The organism is Janibacter sp. Y6 (assembly GCF_040900765.1).
GTDB classification, from domain to species: domain Bacteria; phylum Actinomycetota; class Actinomycetes; order Actinomycetales; family Dermatophilaceae; genus Marihabitans; species Marihabitans melonis.
The window spans coordinates 864,302-880,930 of the sequence record NZ_JAKLYZ010000001.1; the positions used below are offsets into that span (position 1 = coordinate 864,302).

Consider the following 16,629-nt stretch of genomic DNA (forward strand, 5'->3'; position numbering starts at 1 on the left):
GCGGGTCCGGGCGAAGGGGGATCAGCTCGCGCTCTTCTTCGCGGTCTTCTTCGCCGGCGTGCTCTTCGCCGTGCCCGACGAGGTCTTCTTCGCCGGGGTCTTCTTCGCCGTGTTCGACGTGGTCTTCTTCGCCGTGCTCGTGGACGCCGTCTTCTTCGACGCCGTGCTCTTCGACGCCGTGCTCTTTGCGGCCGTCTTCTTCGCCGGCGCGCTCTTGGCTGCAGCGCTCTTCTTCGCGGGCGCGCTCTTGGCCGCGCTCTTCGACGCCGTCTTCTTCGGCGCCGTGCTCTTCGACCCCGTGCTCTTCGACGCCGAGCCCGTGGCGGCGGACGAGCGCCGCGCCGCGGCCCCTCCCCCGAGGCCGGCGACCTTCGCCGCGGTGTCGACCGCGGAGGCCACCGTCCCGGCCGCGGCCCGCGCGACGGCGGGAGCAGCCTTGGGCAACGAGGTCGGGTTGGCGACGTAGCCCTTGAAGCTCGTGGCCGCCTTGAAGCGCGGGACCGACGTCTTCGGGATCTTCACGGGCTCACCGGTCTGCGGGTTGCGGCCCGTCCGCGCGGCCCGCGCCGCCTTCTCGAAGGTCCCGAATCCCGTGATCGCGACCTTGCCCCCCTTGCTCACCTCGCGCACGATGGCGTCCAGCACCGCGTCCAGCGCGTCGGTGGCGGCCTTGCGGCTGCCGAGGCTGGCCTCGATCGACTTGATGAGTTCTGCCTTGTTCACGTTCGCTCCACAGGTACGTCTGCGCCGGGGTCCCCGGCAGGTGGACGACCGGGCGACGTTGCCCGGTCACCCCCGACGGTAGAACGCGTGGCGACCCGCCGAGGCGGCAACGAGCAGACTGGGTGGGCGAATTCGTCACCGGGTGACGGGGGCACCCCCGTCGCCCCGGGGCTCAGACCGGCTGGGTCGTGGGCTTGAAGGTGGGCCGGGCGGACTCGAAGGCGTCGATGTCCTCGGCGTGCGAGAGGGTGAGCCCGATGTCGTCGAGGCCCTCGAGCAGACGCCACCGCGTGTAGTCGTCGACCTCGAAGGGGTAGACGCTCTCGCCGGCCGTCACGGTGCGGGCGGTGAGGTCGACGGTGATCTGCGCACCGGGCTCGTTCTCGAGGTACTTCCACAGCAGCTCGACGTCGTCCTGGCTGACGATCGCGGTGAGCAGGCCCTGCTTGCCGGAGTTGCCACGGAAGATGTCGGCGAAGCGGCTGGAGATGACGACGCGGAAGCCGTAGTCCATGAGCGCCCACACGGCGTGCTCGCGCGAGGACCCCGTGCCGAAGTCCGCGCCCGCGACGAGGACCGAGCCCTGCGCGAAGGCCGGCTGGTTGAGCACGAAGGTCTCGTCACCGCGCCAGGCGGCGAAGAGCCCGTCCTCGAAGCCCGTGCGGGACACGCGCTTGAGGTAGACGGCGGGGATGATCTGGTCGGTGTCGACGTTGCTGCGGCGCAGCGGGACGCCGACCCCGGTGTGGGTGGTGAACTTCTCCATTGCTCAGCTCCTCGCGCTGCTGGCGCCGCCGGCGCCGACGGGGGTGGGGTCGAGGTCGGCCGGGCTGGCCAGCGTGCCGCGCACGGCGGTGGCGGCCGCGACGAGCGGGCTCACGAGGTGGGTGCGCCCGCCCTTGCCCTGACGGCCCTCGAAGTTGCGGTTCGACGTCGACGCGCTGCGCTCGCCGGGGGCGAGGATGTCGGGGTTCATCCCCAAGCACATCGAGCAGCCGGGCAGACGCCACTCGGCGCCGGCCGCCGTGAAGACCTCGTCGAGCCCCTCGGCCTCGGCCTGGAGGCGCACGCGCGCCGAGCCGGGCACGACGAGCATCCGCACGCCGTCGGCGACGCTGCGCCCGCGCACGACCTCGGCGGCGGCACGCAGGTCCTCGATGCGGCCGTTCGTGCACGACCCGACGAAGACGGTGTCGACGGCGATGTCGCGCAGCGGCGTGCCGGCGGTCAGGCCCATGTACTCGAGGGCGCGGGCGGCGGCGACCCGGTCGGACTCGTCGCCGAAGGACTCGGGGTCGGGCACGGCGTCGCCGAGCGGCGCGCCCTGGCCGGGGTTGGTGCCCCAGGTGACGAAGGGGGTCAGGCTCGCCGCGTCGATCTCGACGACGGCGTCGAAGGTCGCGTCGTCGTCGGTGCGCAGCTCGCGCCAGGCGGCGACGGCGTCGTCCCAGTCCTGACCCTTCGGCGCGTGCTCGCGCTCGCGCAGGTACTCGAAGGTCGTCTCGTCGGGCGCGATGAGCCCGGCGCGGGCACCGGCCTCGATCGACATGTTGCACACGGTCATCCGCGACTCCATCGACATGGCCTCGATGGCCGGGCCGCGGTACTCGAGGACGTAGCCCTGGCCGCCGCCGGTGCCGATCTTGGCGATGACGGCGAGGATGATGTCCTTCGCGGTGACGCCGGGGGCCGGCTCGCCGACGACCTCGATCGCCATGGTGCGGAAGGGCTTGAGCGAGAGGGTCTGCGTGGCGAGGACGTGCTCGACCTCGCTCGTGCCGATGCCGAGCGCGATCGCGCCGAAGGCCCCGTGCGTCGAGGTGTGGCTGTCGCCGCAGACGACCGTCATGCCGGGCTGGGTGAGACCCAGCTGCGGGCCGACGACGTGGACGATGCCCTGCTCCGCGTCACCCATGGGGAAGAGACGGACGCCGAACTCCTCGCAGTTGCTGCGCAGGGTCTCGACCTGGGTGCGGCTCACCGGGTCGGTGATCGGCCCCGGGGTCGTCGGCACGTTGTGGTCCTCGGTGGCGAGGGTGAGATCGGGGCGGCGCACGCCGCGACCGGCCAGACGCAACCCCTCGAAGGCCTGCGGGCTCGTCACCTCGTGGAGCAGGTGGAGGTCGATGTAGAGCAGGTCCGGCTCGCCCTCGGCACGTCGCACGACGTGTGCGTCCCACACCTTCTCGGCCAGGGTCTTGCCCATCGCTTGCTCCTGCTCTGCGTGTCGTGACGGTCGCCGACGACGCCGGCGGCCGTGTCCGTCCTGTCGAGGTTCGCACGGCTCCGGGGGGTCAGAGGTTGCGTCTCATGAGGTGAGATGCCAGTATCAGCACATGGACAACGGAAGTGGCGTCGGCGTACTCGACAAGGCCGCCGTCGTGCTGAGCGCCCTCGAGGCCGGCCCTTCGACACTCGCGCAGCTCGTCACGGCGACCGGACTGGCACGCCCGACCGCGCACCGCCTGGCGGTCGCGCTCGAGCACCACCGGCTCGTCGGGCGTGACATGCAGGGGCGATTCATCCTCGGCCCGCGCCTGGGCGAGCTCGCCGCCTCGGCGGGCGAGGACAAGCTCCTCGTCGCGGCCGCGCCGGTGCTCGGCGCCCTGCGCGACCACACGAACGAGTCGGCCCAGCTCTTCCGCCGCCAGGGCGAGCACCGCGTGTGCGTCTCGGCCGCGGAACGACCGGTCGGTCTGCGCGACTCGATCCCCGTCGGCGCGACCCTGAGCATGCTCGCCGGCTCCGCCGCGCAGGTGCTCCTCGCGTGGGAGGAGCCGGACCGGCTGCACCGTGGCCTCCACGGCGCCGCCTTCAGCGCGACGATGCTCTCGCAGGTGCGTCGTCGCGGGTGGGCGCAGAGCGTCGGCGAGCGCGAGGCGGGCGTCGCGTCGGTCTCCGCCCCCGTGCGCTCCCCCTCCGGCCGCGTCATCGCCGCGGTGTCGATCTCCGGACCGATCGAGCGCCTGTCGCGCCAGCCCGGTCGGCTGCACGCCGCGACGGTCATCGCCGGCGCGAACAAGCTCACCGAGGTCCTCGAGCGCCACGCGAAGGCCGCCGAGGTGGCCGACCGCGACACCGAGTAGCCCGCCCTCCCCCCCTTCGCGAGGTATGGCGATCCGCCGCAGATCCCCCCGATCTGGCGGCGGATTGCCATATCTGGGCGAAGGGGTGGGGCGAGGGGCGCGAGGGGGGGGTGCCGCGGGGAGCGCCGACCGCCCCGGAGACGACGAAGACCCCCGCTCTGACGAGCGGGGGTCTTCGACCGATGTAGCCCCGACGGGATTCGAACCCGCGCTACCGCCTTGAGAGGGCGGCGTGCTAGGCCACTACACAACGGGGCCATTGCTGCTCTGCGACTGCGTGAGCCGCTCGGACAACGAAGGAGACCTTACCCGTAAGGGCTCGGATTCTCCGAATCCGTCTGTCTCGCCAGAAGGCGGGACGACCAGCGCTGGGGTACCAGGACTCGAACCTAGAACGACTGAACCAGAATCAGCTGTGTTGCCAATTACACCATACCCCAAGGGGGTACCACCGCTCCTTCGTGACGAGTCACGCGCGAGCAGCGCACCGAGGGATGATGCTAGCCAAGATGGCCGCTCGTCCCAAATCGCGCTCAGCCGAGCTCGGACCGCAGCCGACGCAGACGCGCCAGGGTCGAGTGCTGGCCGAGGATCTCCATCGACTCGAAGAGCGGCGGGCTGATCCGCTGGCCCGACACGGCGGTGCGCAGCGGGCCGAAGGCCAGACGCGGCTTGAGCCCCATCCCCTCGACGATCGCCGCGCGCAGCGCCGCCTCGATCTGCTCCGCGTGCCACTGGTTGCCCTCGCGCGCCTCGGCCGAGAGCACCCCGTCCGGCACGTGGAGGCCCTCGAGCGCGGTGATCGCCGCGTCGAGCACCGCGGGCGCGTCGTCCTTGAGCCCGTCCCGGGCGTCCTGGGCGATCTCGAGCTCGTCGTCCGCGACGTAGAAGGGCGCGACGAGCGCGGGCGCCTCGGACAGCAGCGCCATCCGCGTCGAGATGAGCTCGGTGATGCTGCGCAGGCGCGCCAGCTCGCCGAGCGAGGGGTTCTCGCCGAGGACGCCCGCGGTCTGCAGGTAGGGCAGCAGACGGCCGGCGAGGTCGTCGACGTCGAGGTCGCGGATGTACTGCCCGTTGAGCCAGTCGAGCTTCTTGAGGTCGAAGATCGGGCCGACGGTGTTGACCTTGCTCCACGCGAAGTCGCGGCTGAAGTCGGCGAAGGTGAACTTCTCGACGTCGGTGCCGTCCTCCCCCTTCGCCGGCGGGTAGGCCAGCAGGCCGAGGAAGTTGACGACCGCCTCCGGCAGGTAGCCCTGCTCGCGGAACCACGTGAGGCGCGCCCACGGGTTCTTGCGCTTGGAGATCTTGCTCTTGTTCTCGTTGCGCAGCAGCGGCATGTGGGCGAACTTCGGCGGGGTGAGGCCGAGCCACTGGTAGAGCAGCACGTGCTTGGGGGTCGAGGAGATCCACTCCTCGCCGCGCACGACGTGGGTGATGCCCATCTCGTGGTCGTCGACGACGACGGCGAGGTGGTAGGTCGGGAAGCCGTCGGCCTTGAGGATGACCTGGTCGTCGGGGCGCGGCGCCGACACGGTGCCGCGGATGACGTCCTCGAAGGTCGTCGGCGCGTCCTCGGGCACGAGCATGCGCACGACGGGCGTCTCGGTGAAGCCCTCGAGCTCGGCGCGCTCCTCGCGCGTCTTGCCCACGCACATGCGGTCGTAGCCGGTGGGCTGCTTGAGCTTCTGCTGGCGCTCGCGCATCGCCGCGAGGCGCTCCGTGGAGCACCAGCAGTGGTAGGCGTGACCGTCGGCGACGAGCCGCTCGACGTACGGGCGGTAGGTGTCGAGGCGCTCGCTCTGGCGGTAGGGCGCGTACGGGCCGCCGACGTCCGGGCCCTCGTCCCACGTCAGGCCCAGCCAGCTCAGGGTGTCGTAGAGCTGGGCCTCGCTCGTCGCGTCGAAGCGCGCGCGGTCGGTGTCCTCGACCCGCAGGACGAAGGAGCCCTCCTGCTGGCGGACGAAGGCGAGGTTGAAGAGGGCCATGTAGGCCGTGCCGACGTGCGGGTCGCCGGTGGGCGACGGGGCGACGCGAAGGCGGGGACGGCTGGGCGCGGAGGGGGTCTGCTCGGTCATGATCCCCCGAGTCTAGGGAGTCCCCCGATCAGTCGGGGTAGCGCTCCGCGAGGGCGTCGGTCATCGGGTCCCACGTGTGGCCCCACACGCCCTCGCCGAGACCGGCGCCGACCGCCGCACCCTCGCCGACGTCCTCCTGCCAGTCGGTGAGGTCGCCGTCGCCGAGCCCGACGAGACCGCCGACGAGGCCGCCGATGCCGGCGCTCGTGCCGATGACGACGTCGCGCTCCGGGCTCGGCGGGGTGTCGAGGACGATCTGGGTGCCCGGGGCGTCGGGCAGACCGGTCGCCTGCTGCAGCCCGGTGAGCCCGTCGGTGGAGACGCTGTAGGCGCGCATCTGCCCCTCTCCGGCGGCGGCGAGCAGGCCGGCACCGGTGGACCCGTCGGCGCGCATCGCGGCGGCCTCGGCGGCGGTGGTCGGGTGGATCCCTGCGGCGTCGAAGGTCACCGCGGGCTGGCCGGTGGCGAGCCCGGCGGCGGCGGCGAGCCCGCCGCCGAGACTGTGCCCGGTGAAGGTGACCTCTCCCCCGGTCGCCGCCTGCACGTCGAGCCCGAGCTGCATCGCGGCCGTGTACTGCGGGTCGCCGGCTCCGAGGGCCTGCCGGCCGTTTGTCACCCAGTCCTCGCCCTCGACGCTGCCCTGGAAGGCGACGACGTAGCCGCCGTCCTCGGTGCGGAAGACGTAGGCCTGCGGGGTCGAGTCCGGGCCGAAGCGCGCGGGGTCGAGCCCGAGCTCGGTGAGCTCGGCGGCGCTGACCTCGGTGTACCCCTCGGGCAGCGCCGGCTGCTGGTAGCCGATGACGGGCACGCCGTGCAGCGGGTGCCTCGTGCCCTGGGCGTAGAAGGCCAGGCCCCACAGGTCCCGGTCGACGGGCTGGCCCTCGGTGCCGCGCACGTCGTCGTCGAAGGTGGACCCACCGGGGGGCGACTGGGGCGCGGGACCCTGCGGCGTGGGTCCCTGGGGCAGTCCACCGCCGAAGGGGGCGACGGAGCCGCCCGCAGGCCCGCCGGCTCCCCCGCCGACCTGCCCGCTCGCGTCCTGCTGCTCCTGGGCCTGGCGCTGCAGCTCTGCCGCCAGCGCATCGAGCATCTGCGAGCACCGCTCGAGGTCTCCTCGGGCGCGCGCCCACCGGTGCGCGAAGCGCTCGAGGTCGTCTCCCTCCCAGGCTCCCTGGAGGGTGACGAGCCGGGCCCGCCCGCTGTCGCCCACCTGCGTCGTCTGCCGTGCCGTCGCCGTCAGCCGCGCGCTGATCTCGCGCAGGACGGTGGCGTCGGCGCCGTGCGTCAGCGTCATCGCCGCTCCTCACCCCGGGGTCGCGTGCACCGTAACCAGGGGGTGAGGGCGGGCGCGATGGGGAGGACTCCCCTGTCGCGTCAGTCCTCGGCGGCGACGAAGGGGTTGGACAATGTCCCGATCTGGGCGATCTCGACCTCGACCCGCTGCCCGGCGACCACCCGGCCGACACCCGCGGGGGTGCCGGTGAGGATGACGTCGCCGGGCAGGAGGGTGAAGGCCTTGCTCGCGTAGGAGACGAGCTCGGCGACGCCGTGCACCATGTCCGAGCTGTGCCCGTCCTGGGCCACCTCGCCGTCGAGCGTGGTGACGATGTCGACGGACTGCGGGTCGAGGTCGGTCTCGATCCACGGCCCGAGCGGGCAGAAGGTGTCCAGGCCCTTGGCCCGGGCCCACTGCCCGTCACCGCGCTGGAGGTCGCGCGCGGTGACGTCGTTGGCGATCGTGTAGCCGAAGATCACCTTCTTCACCTCCTCGGGCTTGATGTCCTTGCACATCCGCCCGATGATCACGGCGAGCTCGCCCTCGAAGGAGACCTCCTTCGTGATCGGCGGGATGACGACGGGATCGCCCGGGCCGACGACCGCGGTGTTCGGCACGAGGAACATCATCGGCTCGGCCGGGACCTCGTTGCCCATCTCCGCGGCGTGGTCGACGTAGTTGCGCCCGATCCCGATGATCTTGCTGCGCGGGATCACGGGCGCGAGCAGCCGCACCTCGTCGACCGTCGTCGTCCGTCCGGTCAGCTCGATCCGCTGGTAGAGCGGGTCGCCGCTGACCTCGGCGATCTTCGTCCCGTCGCCGTCGACCAGGCCGTAGACCGGGTCATCTCCTGTGGTGTACCTCGCGATGCGCACGGGGTCACCCTAGTTCGAGGCCCTCACAGCTCGGCGACGACGGCCGTGGCCATCCGTGCGTAGCCCTCGTCCGTGGGGTGGATGTCGCCCTGGCTGCAGTAGTACGTCCAGTCGCAGATGAGCGAGACGTTGCGCGGGAGGGTGCCGAAGGACGCGCTCTTGCGGGGCCGCCAGCTGTCCGTGTGGAAGTACGTCGAGACCTTCGCGACGTCGGCCCGGCCCTCGAAGGCGGCGAAGGAGACGACGCCGGTGAGCAGGTGCGAGAAGATGAGCGACGGCTTGGCGGTCTCCTGGCCGGCGGCACCCTTGACCCACTCGCCGAGGAAGACGTCGTAGTTGTCGAGCACGACGATCTGGGCGTTCGGGGCGGCGGCGCGCAGCCGGCGCACGATCTCGGCGAGGTTGGTCGTCAGCGTCGTCGTCGCCTTCTGGATGCACTCGGCGTCGACCGAGCCCGAGCGGGCGCAGGGGACGACGTCGTTGCCCCCGAGGCTGAGGGTGATGGTGCGCACGTTCGTGCGGCCCTTCATGAAGGCCTCGGCGCGCGCCATCTGGCTGCCCTCGCCGTAGTCGCAGCGCCCGCCCTTGAGCAAGGTCGTGCTCGTCTCGCCGCTGCAGCCGAAGGTGCGGATGTCGGTGTTGCGGTTCGTCGCGCGGACCGCCTTGAGGACGGCGCCGTTGTACCCGGCGCGCGGCTGGTCCTTCGTCTGCGGCTGGTAGCCCATCGAGAGGGAGTCGCCGAGGCTCATGTAGTAGCCGTACGGGCCGGGCGGGTTGATCGGGGCCGCGGGGGCGGCCGCGTCCTCGCAGGTCGGCGGCGGTGGCGGTGCCTCACCCCAAGCCGCGGCAGGGCGGTCCGCAGGCCGTTCCGACGGAACTACCCTGGAGGGGTGACGGCTCCCCCTTCGACCCTCGTGCCGCGGGAGCAGTGGCTCCCGCTGGCCCGGGCCCACGAGGAGGCCGTCGACGCCCTCACGGCGGGGCACCGCGAGCGCCGGGCGCGCGGCGAGAAGCACCCCGTCGAGGACTTCCTCTTCGACTACTACCGCCATCGAGTCGGTCACCTGCGCCGCTGGCACCCGGGGCACGGGGTCGTGCTCGCGGACGCGCCGGAGTACGAGGGGCGCACGGGCTACGTCGTGCAGGACGGGGCCGCCCAGGTCGACCTCGACGAGGTGCTCGAGCGCCGGGGCGCGTCCGTCGAACGCGTGCGCGCCCTGCTCACGGCGACCCTCGGACGGCCCGCCCACCTCGGCTGCTTCGGGATGCACGAGTGGGCGATGGTCTACCGGCTCGCGCCCGGCGAGCAGCGGCACGAGCAGCTCCCGTTGCGTCTGGGCCAGGCCGCGACCGACGAGGTCGTCGAGCGCTCCACGGTGCGGTGCAGCCACTTCGACGCGTACCGCTTCTTCACCGAGCCGGCCCGACCGCTCAACGCGCTGCGCCCGACCCGCGAGGCGCAGGTCGCGATGGAGCAGCCGGGCTGCCTGCATGCGGGGATGGACCTCTACAAGTGGTGCTTCACCCTCGCGCCGCTCGTGTCCTCCTCGCTGACGCTCGACGCCTTCCTCCTCGCTCGTGAGATCCGTGTGCTCGACATGCAGGCCAGCCCCTACGACGTCAGCGCGTTCGGCCTCGCCGCCGTGGCGGTCGAGACGCCCGCGGGGCGGGCGGAGTACGCGCGGCGCCAGCGCGACTTCGCCGTGCGCTCGGACGCCCTGCGACGGCGGCTGCTCGAGGCGCTGCCGGCCTGACGTCTCAGCCGGCGAGGGTGAGCCCGAGGTGCAGCTCGAGGCGGTCGCGGCCGTCGGCGAGGGAGAGCCCGGTGACGCGCTCGACCCGTGAGAGCCGGGCGTAGACGCTCTGCCGGTGCAGCCCGAGGGTGCGCGCGGTCACCGCGACCGACCCGGCGGCGTCGAGGTAGGTGCGCGCCGTGCGCACGAGGTCGGGGTCGCCGGCGTCGAGCAGGGAGCGCACGCCGGGGGTGAGGGCGGCCGAGACGACCTCCGCCGCGGCCGGTCCGCCGAGCAGGCGGCGCACGCCGAGGTCGGACCACCACGCGCTGACCGGACCGGTCGAGCCCTGGCCGATGGCCGCCACCGCGGCACGAGCCTGCTCCCACGAGCGGGTGGCCTCGGCGAGCGGCGCCGGGTCGCCCACGCCGACGACGAGCTCGTCGGCGGGCAGGTGGCGCGAGACCGCGCGGACCGCCTGCTCGACGACGGCCTGCGCCTCGGCGCGGGCCCGCTCCTGCGGCACGGGGACGACGAGCACGCTGCGGCTGTCCCGGTCGGCGACCCCGACCCGTCGGGGCAGACCGCCCCAGCCCTGCAGGTGCTCGGGCACGACCGCTCCCCCGCGGCGCGCGACGATCGCGACGACGGCCCGCGTCGCCGGGTCGACCCCGAGGTCGTGCGCGAGGGCCCGGGCCGCGGCGTCCTCGGTGGAGCGGGTCGCGTCGAGCAGCTCGTGGACGAGGCGCCCGGTCTCGCGACGGGTGACGACGAGGCGGGCGATGATCTCGCCGGCCTGCTCGGCGAGCACCTCGGCCTCGTGCACCCGCTCGGCGTTGATCTGGACCCCGTCGGGCTCGATGGCCCACAGGTAGCCCTGCACGACCCCGCGCCCCCACGCGGGCAGGCAGAGCCGGGGGTGCGTCCCGCGCTCGGGGTTGGCGGGGATGCGCACCGGCCCGCGGGCGTGGGCGATGCCGAAGCCCTCGAACCACTCGCGGGTCTGCGCGCTCGCGCCCCGCCCGAGGATCGTCTCGGTGCGCACCGGGTCGGCCGCGTCGGGTTGAGCGGCGAAGGCGAGGAGGCGGAAGCGCCTGTCCTCCAGGGTGACCGGCGCCTCGAGCAGGCCGGAGACCTCGTCGACGACGTCCTGCACGTCGGCCACGGGCGGGTCCCCCTTCGCTCTCGGCTCGGTCATCTCGTCAGACAGATGTCTGACGAGACGCACGCATCGTCAGACACGTGATGATGGCACGCCGTCCTGGACAGGCCTACCGTCGAGAGCATGACGACTCCTCCCACGACCCGGACCGCCACCGACGCCGGCTCCGAGCACGGCTCGGACCGCGCCGTCGCCGAGCTGCTCGCCCTGGCCGACGACGCCGTCGCCCTCGCCGACCGCTGGGCCGCCGCCACCGAGGCGGGGCAGACGAAGAAGGAGGCCGCGACCACCGGTCAGCTGGCCTCCCTCCTCTCCGACCAGGCCGGCCTCGACCTCGCCGTCCGCTTCGTCGACAAGGTCGTGCGCCCCGAGGACCGCGCGGTCGCCGCGAAGGAGCTCGCCTCCCTCTCCGCCTCCGACGCCGCCTTCCTCGGCACGGTCGACAAGACCCTGCTGCGCGCCGGCGCCCTCGCGGCCCGTGTCGCCCCCGGTGTCGTCGTGCCCGTCGCCCGGGCCCGCATGCGCCAGATGGTCGGCCACCTCCTCGTCGACTCGCGCGACCCCGCGCTCGGCAAGCACCTCGCGGCCGCCCGCGAGGAGGGCTTCCGGCTCAACATCAACCTCCTCGGCGAGGCCGTCCTCGGCGAGGACGAGGCGGCGACCCGCACCGAGCGCACCCGCCAGCTGCTCGAGCGCGCCGACGTCGACTACGTCTCGATCAAGGTCTCCTCGCTCGTGAGCCAGATCGTCACGTGGGACACCGAGGGCACCGTCGCGCGCTGCCTCGAGCGGCTGCGCCCGCTCTACCGCGTCGCCGCCCAGTCGAGCCCGCGCAAGTTCGTCAACCTCGACATGGAGGAGTACCGCGACCTCGACCTCACCCTCGAGGTCTTCGAGCAGATGCTCTCCGAGCCCGAGTTCGCCGACCTCGAGGCGGGCATCGTCCTGCAGGCCTACCTGCCCGACGCCCTGCCCGCGATGGAGCGGCTCGTCGACTTCGCCCGGCGCCGTCGCGCGGCCGGCGGCGCCGGGATCAAGATCCGGCTCGTCAAGGGTGCGAACCTCGCCATGGAGCAGGTCGAGGCCCAGCTGCACGACTGGGAGCAGGCGCCCTACGGCAGCAAGCCCGAGGTCGACGCCAACTACCTGCGCTGCGTCGAGCGCGCCCTGCGCAAGGACGCCGTCGAGGCGGGCGTGCGCATCGGCGTCGCGAGCCACAACCTCTACGACGTCGCGAGCGCCCACCTGCTCGCCGAGCGCCGGGGCGTGAGCGCGGCCCTCGACGTCGAGATGCTCCAGGGCATGTCGCCGAGCCAGGCCCGCGCGGTGCGCGACACCGTGGGCACGGTCATCCTCTACACCCCCGTCGTCGACCCCCGTGACTTCGACGCCGCGGTCTCCTACCTGGTGCGCCGCCTCGAGGAGAACGCCTCGCCGGAGAACTTCCTCCACGCCTTCTTCGCCGAGGGCGACCCGGCCGCGATGCCCGACCAGGAGATGCGCTACCGCCGCAGCATCACCGACATCCCGGCGACCTCCGTCGGCCCGCGCCGGGTGGCGCGCCGCGCGGAGATCGGCGAGACCTTCCACGGCACCCCCGACTCCGACCCGGCCCTGCCGGTGAACCGCGAGTGGGCGGCGCGCGCCGTCGTCGCGGGCGCCCCGACCCTCACCTCGCCGCACCTCGCCTCCGTCGAGGCCGTCGACGAGGTCGTCGACCGGGCGAAGGGGGCGCACGCCGGCTGGGCGGGCCGTCCCGCCGCCGAGCGGGCCGCGGTGCTGCGCCAGGCCGCCCGTGAGCTCGACGGCCGCCGCGAGCAGCTGCTCGCGGTCATGGCCGCCGAGGCGGGCAAGACCGCCGCCGAGGGCGACCCGGAGATCTCCGAGGCCGCGGACTTCGCCGCGTACTACGCCGACCGGGCCCTCGAGCTCGAGGACGGGCCGATGACGGACGGGGCGCGGTTCACCCCGTCGCCCGTCACGCTCGTCACCCCGCCGTGGAACTTCCCCGTCGCCATCCCGATCGGCGGCGTCCTCGCGGCGCTCGCCGCCGGGTCGGCCGTCGTCATCAAGCCGGCGCCGCAGACGCCCGGGTGCGTCGAGGTCGCCGCCGAGGCGCTCCACGCCGCCGGTGTGCCCGCCGACGTGCTGCAGGTCGTGCGCACCGACGAGGACGAGGTCGGGCAGCACCTCATCGCCCACCGCGACGTCCACACCGTCGTGCTCACGGGCGCGTCCGAGACCGCCGAGCTCTTCGCGGGCTGGCGCTCGGGCCGCGAGGGCGGCGCACGCGTCTACGGCGAGACCTCGGGCAAGAACGCGCTCGTCGTCACCCCGTCGGCCGACCTCGACCTCGCGGTCGCCGACCTCGGCTCCTCGGCCTTCGGCCACGCCGGGCAGAAGTGCTCCGCCGCCTCGCTCGGCATCCTCGTCGGGTCGGTCGCGAGCTCGGAGCGCTTCCGTCGCCAGCTCGTCGACGCGGTCCGCTCGATCGCGGTCGGCTACCCCGTCGACCTGTCGACGCGCATGGGCCCGGTCATCGAGGCGCCCCAGGGCAAGCTGCTGCGGGCGCTCACCACGCTCGAGCCGGGCGAGACCTGGCTCGTCGAGCCGACGCAGCTCGACGAGTCCGGGCGGCTCTGGTCGCCGGGCCTGAAGGACGGCGTCGCGCCGGGCTCCTTCTTCCACCTCACCGAGGTCTTCGGTCCCGTGCTCGGCCTCATGCGGGCGGACTCGCTCGACGAAGCCCTGGAGCTGCAGAACGCGACGGCCTACGGCCTGACCGGCGGCATCCACAGCCTCGACGCCCAGGAGGTCCACGAGTGGACCGAGCGGGTCGAGGTCGGCAACGCCTACGTCAACCGGCACATCACCGGCGCGATCGTCGAGCGCCAGAGCTTCGGCGGCTGGAAGTCCAGCTCGGTCGGACCGGGCGCGAAGGCCGGCGGCCCCAGCTACGTCGCCCAGCTCGGCACGTGGGCGCCGGACGGCCTGCCGACGAAGGGGGCGCAGGTCTCCCCCGCCGTGCAGCGCACGGTGGACGGCCTCGTCCACGTCCTCGGCGACCGGGTCGACGCCGACGGTCGCGCCATGCTCGACGCCGCCCTGGCCAGCGACGCGCTCGCGTGGGAGCAGGAGATCGGGGTCGAGCACGACCGCACCGGGCTCACGGTGGAGAGCAACGTCTTCCGCTACCGCCCTGTGCCGCGCGTCGTCGTGCGCGCCGGTGCCGACGCGTCGGTCGCCGAGGTCGTGCGCCTCGTCGCCGCCGCCACCCTCACCGGCACGCCGGCCCTCGTGTCGGCGGACCCAGACCTGCGTCTGCCGGGCTCGCTCGGTCACGTGCAGGTCGTCACGGCGAGCGACGAGGACTTCGTCGCCGGGGCGGTCCAGCAGGCCGGTCCCGCCGGCCGGGTGCGCGTCGTCGGCACGACGTCCGCGGCGCTCGCCGAGCTCGCGCCGACCGCTCTCACGGTGATCGACGGCCCGGTCCTCGCCAACGGCCGCCGCGAGCTGCTCACCTTCGTGCGCGAGCAGGCGATCAGCCGCACCCGCCACCGCTTCGGTCACGTCGAGCGCCACTGACCGGCGCTCGGTGAGCACGAATCGCCGCTACCCACCCGGCGTAGCGGCGATTCGCGCTCACCCAAGCGGACAGGGCTCTTCGCTGGTCGAGGTGCGAGGGCCCCTTGCTGGTCGAGGTGCGAAGGCCCGCCAGGGCCTGAGCCTCGAGACCACTGACCCCCGCGACCCCCGACCTCAGCGGACCGGGACTCCCCCGCGCATGAGGCCGAAGGTGATGCCGTCGAGCAGCGCCTGCCAGGACGCCTCGACGATATTCGCGGCGACGCCGATGGTCGTCCACGACGTCGTGCCGTCGCTCGTCTCGATGAGCACGCGGGTCACCGCGTCGGTGCCGTGCGCGGCGTCGAGGATGCGCACCCGGTAGTCGATGAGCTCGAGCTGCTCGATCTCGGGGTACACGACGACGAGCGCCTGGCGCAGCGCCTCGTCGAGCGCGTTGACGGGCCCGTTGCCCTCGCCGGTGGCGACGATCCGCCGCCCCCCGGCGTGCACCTTGACCGTCGCCTCGGACAGCGCCTCGACGTCGGCACCACGCACGTCGGTGATCGCGCGCCACGACTCGACCTGCCCGTACTGCGTCGGCCCGGCCCCCACCTCGCGGCGCAGCAGCAGCTCGAAGCTCGCGTCCGCCGCGTCGAAGGTGTACCCGCGCTGCTCGAGCGTCTTCACCCGCGCCAGCACGCGCGCGAGCGTCTCGTCCTCGCCGTCGAGGTCGACGCCGATCTCTCGGCTCTTCAGCTCGACGGTCGCCCGTCCGGCCATGTCGGAGACGAGCATCCTCATGTCGTTGCCGACGGCCTTGGGCTCGATGTGCTGGTAGAGGTCGGGGTCGACCTTGATCGCGCTCGCGTGCAGCCCCGCCTTGTGCGCGAAGGCTCCCGCCCCGACGTAGGGCTGCCGCGAGAAGGGCGGGTGGTTCGTCACCTCGCTGATGGCGTGCGCGATGCGCGTGGCGTCCTGGAGCCGGTAGGGCTCGACGAGGTCCATGCCGAGCTTGAGCTGGAGGTTCGCGACGACGGTGACGAGGTCGGCGTTGCCGGTGCGCTCGCCGTAGCCGTTGACGGTGCCCTGCACGTGCGTCGCGCCGGCCTCGACCGCCGCCATCGTGTTCGCGACCGCGCACCCGGTGTCGTTGTGGCAGTGGATGCCCAGACGTGCCCCCGTGCTGGCGATGACGTCGGCGACGGCGTCGTGCACCTGGCCCGGCAGCATCCCGCCGTTCGTGTCGCACAGGGCGACGACCTCGGCCCCGGCGTCGGAGGCCGCGCGCACGCAGGCGAGCGCGTACTCACGGTCGAGCAGGTACCCGTCGAAGAAGTGCTCGGTGTCGACCATGACGGTGCGGCCCTGCGCGACGAGGTGGCTCACCGTGTCGGTGATCATCGCGAGGTTCTCCTCGCGCGTCGTACGCAGCGCCCGCTCGACGTGGCCGACGTGCGACTTCGCGACGAGGGTGATGACGGGGGCGCCGGAGTCGAGCAGGCCCTGCACCTGCGGGTCGCTCGCGGCGGACCCCCCGGCCTTGCGGGTCGACCCGAAGGCGGCGAGCGTCGCGGTGCGCAGGTCGAGCTCGGTCGCGGCCCGGGCGAAGAACTCGGTGTCGGTCGGGTTGGCCCCGGGCCATCCCCCTTCGACATGGGTGACGCCGAGGTCGTCGAGGTGCCGCGCGATGACGAGCTTGTCCGCGACCGAGAGGTTGATCCCCTCCTGCTGGGCGCCGTCGCGCATCGTCGTGTCGTAGACGTGGAAGTCGGTGCTCATCTGTCCTCGGTCCGTCGGCGCCCGGGGATGGGCGAAGGGGGTGATCCCGCTCGTCGCGCCGGGTCCTGGCCGGGGGTGTGGCCTGGTCCTGGTCGCCGTCTCGGGGACTCCCCTGCTCCGCCCGAGACACGCAAAAGACCCCCCGGGTGCGGGAGGTCTGCGCGACGAGCGGGGCTCGTCGCGCCTAGGTAATAAGTCGGACCGCGGTGGCGGTCGTCGTCATCTCGGGCATCACCCCCACACCATCGCACCACCACGCCGACGGCGCGCGCCGGGGTCCGCATCGTGGGCACGTGTTGGCAGGCTAGGACGCTGCCCCGTGCGTACGGGGCAGCACCGGAGTCGCCGGACCA

General features: G+C 73.1%; 12 protein-coding genes and 2 tRNA genes. 3 read left to right on the forward strand and 11 right to left on the reverse strand.

Features of this window, described 5'->3' with window-relative positions; all coding sequences use genetic code 11:
• Positions 1 to 21: 21 nt before the first annotated feature.
• The 3 genes from L6241_RS04005 to leuC form a co-directional block, all read right to left on the reverse strand.
• Complete coding sequence (locus L6241_RS04005; RefSeq protein ID WP_368244954.1) at positions 22 to 723, reverse strand: HU family DNA-binding protein; 702 nt, start codon at positions 721 to 723, stop codon at positions 22 to 24.
• Positions 724 to 895: 172 nt separating this feature from the next.
• Positions 896 to 1,489: a 3-isopropylmalate dehydratase small subunit gene (leuD, locus tag L6241_RS04010; protein WP_368244956.1), complete on the reverse strand. Its 594-nt coding sequence runs from the start codon at positions 1,487 to 1,489 to the stop codon at positions 896 to 898.
• A 3-nt stretch (positions 1,490 to 1,492) separates the two neighbouring features.
• Positions 1,493 to 2,929, reverse strand: coding sequence for a 3-isopropylmalate dehydratase large subunit (gene leuC, locus L6241_RS04015; RefSeq protein ID WP_191565006.1), 1,437 nt, complete (start codon positions 2,927 to 2,929; stop codon positions 1,493 to 1,495).
• Positions 2,930 to 3,059: 130 nt separating this feature from the next.
• Here leuC and L6241_RS04020 point away from each other — a divergent pair, with 130 nt between their 5' ends.
• Entirely contained in the window at positions 3,060 to 3,809 is a 750-nt protein-coding gene (locus L6241_RS04020; RefSeq protein WP_068274529.1) for an IclR family transcriptional regulator, read from the forward strand.
• Positions 3,810 to 3,994: 185 nt separating this feature from the next.
• Here the strand turns inward: L6241_RS04020 and L6241_RS04025 are convergent.
• The 6 genes from L6241_RS04025 to L6241_RS04050 all read right to left on the reverse strand — a co-directional run bounded on the left by L6241_RS04025 (position 3,995) and on the right by L6241_RS04050 (position 8,784).
• Positions 3,995 to 4,067, reverse strand: a tRNA-Glu gene (locus tag L6241_RS04025).
• 110 nt (positions 4,068 to 4,177) lie between these two features.
• A tRNA-Gln gene (locus tag L6241_RS04030) sits at positions 4,178 to 4,249 on the reverse strand.
• A 93-nt stretch (positions 4,250 to 4,342) separates the two neighbouring features.
• Positions 4,343 to 5,884 (reverse strand): glutamate--tRNA ligase, encoded by a 1,542-nt coding sequence (gene gltX / locus L6241_RS04035; protein ID WP_368244962.1) that lies wholly within the window; start codon positions 5,882 to 5,884, stop codon positions 4,343 to 4,345.
• Positions 5,885 to 5,912: 28 nt separating this feature from the next.
• Complete coding sequence (locus tag L6241_RS04040) at positions 5,913 to 7,178, reverse strand: hypothetical protein (protein ID WP_368244964.1); 1,266 nt, start codon at positions 7,176 to 7,178, stop codon at positions 5,913 to 5,915.
• Positions 7,179 to 7,258: 80 nt separating this feature from the next.
• Positions 7,259 to 8,035 carry a fumarylacetoacetate hydrolase family protein gene (locus tag L6241_RS04045; RefSeq protein WP_368244966.1) on the reverse strand — a complete coding sequence of 259 codons (777 nt, stop codon included), beginning with the start codon at positions 8,033 to 8,035 and terminating at the stop codon, positions 7,259 to 7,261.
• Positions 8,036 to 8,058: 23 nt separating this feature from the next.
• Positions 8,059 to 8,784 carry an SGNH/GDSL hydrolase family protein gene (locus L6241_RS04050; protein WP_368244968.1) on the reverse strand — a complete coding sequence of 242 codons (726 nt, stop codon included), beginning with the start codon at positions 8,782 to 8,784 and terminating at the stop codon, positions 8,059 to 8,061.
• A 141-nt stretch (positions 8,785 to 8,925) separates the two neighbouring features.
• On the opposite strand from L6241_RS04050, the gene L6241_RS04055 reads away from it, so the two are divergent.
• Positions 8,926 to 9,789 (forward strand): 3-methyladenine DNA glycosylase, encoded by an 864-nt coding sequence (locus L6241_RS04055; protein WP_368244970.1) that lies wholly within the window; start codon positions 8,926 to 8,928, stop codon positions 9,787 to 9,789.
• 4 nt (positions 9,790 to 9,793) lie between these two features.
• On the opposite strand, the gene L6241_RS04060 is transcribed toward L6241_RS04055, so the two are convergent.
• On the reverse strand, positions 9,794 to 10,966 hold the full coding sequence (locus tag L6241_RS04060) for a PucR family transcriptional regulator (protein WP_368244971.1): 1,173 nt from the start codon (positions 10,964 to 10,966) through the stop codon (positions 9,794 to 9,796).
• Between the two features lie 87 nt (positions 10,967 to 11,053).
• Here L6241_RS04060 and L6241_RS04065 point away from each other — a divergent pair, with 87 nt between their 5' ends.
• Positions 11,054 to 14,515 carry a bifunctional proline dehydrogenase/L-glutamate gamma-semialdehyde dehydrogenase gene (locus L6241_RS04065; RefSeq protein WP_368244973.1) on the forward strand — a complete coding sequence of 1,154 codons (3,462 nt, stop codon included), beginning with the start codon at positions 11,054 to 11,056 and terminating at the stop codon, positions 14,513 to 14,515.
• A gap of 174 nt (positions 14,516 to 14,689) precedes the next feature.
• On the opposite strand, the gene cimA is transcribed toward L6241_RS04065, so the two are convergent.
• Entirely contained in the window at positions 14,690 to 16,276 is a 1,587-nt protein-coding gene (cimA, locus tag L6241_RS04070; protein ID WP_368244974.1) for a citramalate synthase, read from the reverse strand.
• Positions 16,277 to 16,629 lie beyond the last annotated feature (353 nt).

Coding starts and splice junctions, on each gene's coding strand:
- leuD (WP_368244956.1), bottom strand. CDS start 1,489: ATGGAGAAGTTCACCACCCACACCGGGGTCGGCGTCCCGCTGCGCCGC.
- leuC (WP_191565006.1), bottom strand. CDS start 2,929: ATGGGCAAGACCCTGGCCGAGAAGGTGTGGGACGCACACGTCGTGCGA.
- L6241_RS04020 (WP_068274529.1), top strand. CDS start 3,060: ATGGACAACGGAAGTGGCGTCGGCGTACTCGACAAGGCCGCCGTCGTG.
- gltX (WP_368244962.1), bottom strand. CDS start 5,884: ATGACCGAGCAGACCCCCTCCGCGCCCAGCCGTCCCCGCCTTCGCGTC.
- L6241_RS04040 (WP_368244964.1), bottom strand. CDS start 7,178: ATGACGCTGACGCACGGCGCCGACGCCACCGTCCTGCGCGAGATCAGC.
- L6241_RS04050 (WP_368244968.1), bottom strand. CDS start 8,784: ATGAGCCTCGGCGACTCCCTCTCGATGGGCTACCAGCCGCAGACGAAG.
- L6241_RS04060 (WP_368244971.1), bottom strand. CDS start 10,966: ATGACCGAGCCGAGAGCGAAGGGGGACCCGCCCGTGGCCGACGTGCAG.
- L6241_RS04065 (WP_368244973.1), top strand. CDS start 11,054: ATGACGACTCCTCCCACGACCCGGACCGCCACCGACGCCGGCTCCGAG.
- cimA (WP_368244974.1), bottom strand. CDS start 16,276: ATGAGCACCGACTTCCACGTCTACGACACGACGATGCGCGACGGCGCC.